The 3,270-nt window shown below is 33.4% G+C and carries 3 protein-coding genes and 1 pseudogene; 2 read left to right on the plus strand and 2 right to left on the minus strand.

The window, feature by feature from the left end:
• Window positions 1-187 (minus strand): annotated as a pseudogene (locus tag ACT8VG_RS09055) (nucleotidyltransferase); the annotation flags it as partial.
• Between the two features lie 195 nt (window positions 188-382).
• On the minus strand, window positions 383-1,762 hold the full coding sequence (locus ACT8VG_RS09060; RefSeq protein ID WP_217106402.1) for a glycoside hydrolase family 1 protein: 1,380 nt from the start codon (window positions 1,760-1,762) through the stop codon (window positions 383-385).
• 158 nt (window positions 1,763-1,920) lie between these two features.
• Here ACT8VG_RS09060 and ACT8VG_RS09065 point away from each other — a divergent pair, with 158 nt between their 5' ends.
• Together ACT8VG_RS09065 and ACT8VG_RS09070 are read left to right on the plus strand one after the other, a co-directional pair.
• Entirely contained in the window at window positions 1,921-2,799 is an 879-nt protein-coding gene (locus ACT8VG_RS09065) for a MurR/RpiR family transcriptional regulator (RefSeq protein ID WP_418221342.1), read from the plus strand.
• Between the two features lie 163 nt (window positions 2,800-2,962).
• Window positions 2,963-3,270, plus strand: a 308-nt coding sequence (locus tag ACT8VG_RS09070; protein WP_444195677.1) for an ECF transporter S component, incomplete at its 3' end; no start/stop codon positions are given.

Below are 3,270 nucleotides of genomic sequence, written 5' to 3' on the forward strand. Positions count from 1 at the left end.
CTCTGAAGTCTTCTTCAATATCCTTACGGATAATAAAGATAATTTTGTTGAAACCTGCTTTGATTGCATCATGGATTGAATAATCCATAATAATTTCACCATTAGGTCCAACTGGTTCTAACTGCTTGATTCCTCCACCAAAACGTGAACCAATACCAGCAGCCATAATAACTAAACTTGTTTTCATTAGATACCTCCACTTTTACCCTTTGTAAAAGCATTCAATCATTTTTTACCAACGCCATAATACACTATTTATATTCGAAAATCAAACTATTACAGTTAATCTACTCAATTTTATTAAGAAATTCTTAAGAAATTAGTATTTTACTAAGCGATGCTAAGGAAAAGAAAAAAGCCTCACAATTGAGGCTTCAGGTTATTAGTCTAAATCTTCACCATTTGATTTAAATGCTTTAGAGATCCAATAGAATGATTTCTTAGGTACTCTTCTTAAGTCTAATAGTTCTTCATCAGTTCTATTAACATATACGAAACCATATCTCTTAGCAATCTGGCAGCTAGAAGAAGGAATATCAATAGGACCCCAAGTGATATAACCTAAGCAGTCAACACCATCTTCTAGAATCGCATTCTTCATTTCCTGGATATGATTACGATGATATTCAATTCTATAATCATCATCTACAGTATCATTTTCATTTAATGATTCTCTAGCACCCATACCATTTTCTAATACAAAGCATGGAAGATCATATCTTTCACTTAAAGTATTCATGACCCATCTAAATCCAATGGCATCCTTTTCCCAGCCCCATTCAGTCGCTTCTAGGTGAGGGTTCTTTACAACATGCTTTTCTACAATATCATTGAAAGGTGTAGTCATATCAAATTCACCTTCAGTAAGTGTATTAGAACGATAGTAAGAGAAGCATAAATAATCACATGTATACTTTAGTAACTCTTCATCGCCTTCTTCAAATACAGGGAACCAACCTCTGTTCTTTAAGTATGCTGTATAGTATCTTGGGTATTTACCATTTGCTTGTACATAACATACCCAGTCATTGACTAAATCATAAGCCTTCTGACAGAATAAGTTATTCTTTGGTGTATCAGTTGCAGGATAGAAGTTAGTAATAGTTGTCATACCACCAAACTTAGCATCTGGCACTAATTCTCTTAAAGCCTTAACAGCTTTACAATGAGCAATCATAACATTATGTGCTACCTGATAAAGATGTTCAGCCTTAGACTTTCCTTCAGGTATAATTTCTGCATTTGAATAGATTAAGTTACATGAATGTAGGTTCTGTTCGTTAAATGACATCCAGTGTTTAACTCTATCACCAAAACGTTCCATACAAACTCTTGCATAACGTTCAAATAAATCAACAACCTTACGTGATGCAAAACCGTTATATTCCTTTACTAAATGATAAGGCATATCGAAATGAACTAATGTAATCATTGGTGTAATACCATTCGCAATCAATTCATCAATTAAATTATTATAGAACTGTACACCTTCTTCATTGACTTCATCATCACCGTTAGGAATAATACGGCTCCAGCAAATAGAGAAACGGTAGAAGTTGAATCCCATTTCTTTCATTAACTGAATATCCTCTTTATAACGATGATATTCATCAATTGCTACCTTCCAGTCAGCATGTCCTTCTGGTGTAGGTCTTACATCATAAATTGATAAACCTTTTCCGCCTTCATCCCAGGCACCTTCAGTCTGGAATGATGATACTGAACCACCCCAGAAAAAATCTTTTGGTAATTTCTTTTCCATTTATTCGTCCTCCTTAATGGTACAAAAATATTTTCACATAACTATTTAGAGAAGTAAATATGTACGGATAGAGTTTTAATTTTGTTTCAAAAAAGAGTGTTAAAAATCAAGTTTATTGAAAATACGTTTCATGATATAATTGAATCAGGTGATAAACAATGAGTATAATGACACAATTAGAATTCGCATTAGATTTCACACATGCTGAAGTGGAAATTGCCCATTACATATTAAATCATGGTGAAGATGTATTGAATCTATCTATTAAGGAACTTGCAAAAAGAACATATACATCTCCTGCCACAATAGTGAGACTATGCCGTAAACTAGGTCTAGAAGGCTACAATGACTTTAAAATAAAGTATTCAGCAGAACTACAATATACACTTACTAAAACTAAAAGAATCGATGTTAACTTTCCTTTTGGTCCCGAAGACAACTATCCTCAGATTGCTTATAAGTTAGGTACAATGAGTAGGGAAGTGATAGATGATACAATTAAATTAATAGATTTTGATGATTTACGACATGCAATAGAACTTATGAATCAATATGATTCTATAGATATATATGGAAATGGTAACTCCATGTTAGAAGCATTAAGCTTTCAGCATAAGATGACGCGTATTGGACGTAACGTAAATATTCGTACACTAGAAGGAGAACAGATCTTTTTAGCTTATAACTCTTCTTCATCACATCTTGCAATGATTCTCTCTTATTCAGGAGAAACAGCTGAAATCATCCGTATTGCCCAGACCTTAAAAGAGAAGGGGACAAAGATGATTGTGATTACTTCTCTTGGCGATAATCAGCTATCACATTATGGTAATGTGATATTAAGGGTTGGTTCAAGAGAGAAAATCTTTACTAAAATAGCACCTTTTGCTTCAAATCTTTCTATGGACTATATTTTAAATCTTATTTTCTCATGTATATTCCAACGTGATTATAATAGAAACTTAGAGAAAAAAGTCAGTTATGATAAAACAAAGGATGCAAGACATCCGGCTCGTTCTCCAGTAAATGACATCTAGTATGGGAAAATGTAATGCTTTTCATTTCCAAAAAATGAGTATATAATGGTTTTGCTGTGTAGGATATGCCCTGTGGCTACCTATTTAGGAGCTAACTTAATATTCTGCTGGCAAAATTATATTTACGTCATATTGCGTATGCAAATGACAGTGGAGGAAACAAATGAATAACAAAAAAACAAAGAATCTTACTTTACTTGCATTATTTATTGCGATTGAAGCAGTTATGGTCATGGTACCATTTTTAGGATTTATCCCTATTGGACCTTTAAGAGCAACATTGCTTCATGTTCCAGTTATTATTGCGGCTATTGTATTAGGTACTAAGCAGGGATGTCTTATTGGTCTTGTATTTGGTTTATCTTCATTATTAATGAACACAATGCAGCCAACAGTGACATCTTTCGTCTTCTCACCATTTATTAGTGGATCAGTACTCAGTGCAGTTATTGAGATAGTCCCAAGAGTAAT

Source organism: Catenibacterium sp., assembly GCF_052354645.1.
In the GTDB taxonomy this organism is placed as follows: domain Bacteria; phylum Bacillota_I; class Bacilli_A; order Erysipelotrichales; family Coprobacillaceae; genus Catenibacterium; species Catenibacterium mitsuoka_A.

Bases quoted from the DNA above. Each gene is read 5' to 3' on its own strand.
- ACT8VG_RS09060 (WP_217106402.1), bottom strand. From the start codon at position 1,762: ATGGAAAAGAAATTACCAAAAGATTTTTTCTGGGGTGGTTCAGTATCA.
- ACT8VG_RS09065 (WP_418221342.1), top strand. From the start codon at position 1,921: ATGAGTATAATGACACAATTAGAATTCGCATTAGATTTCACACATGCT.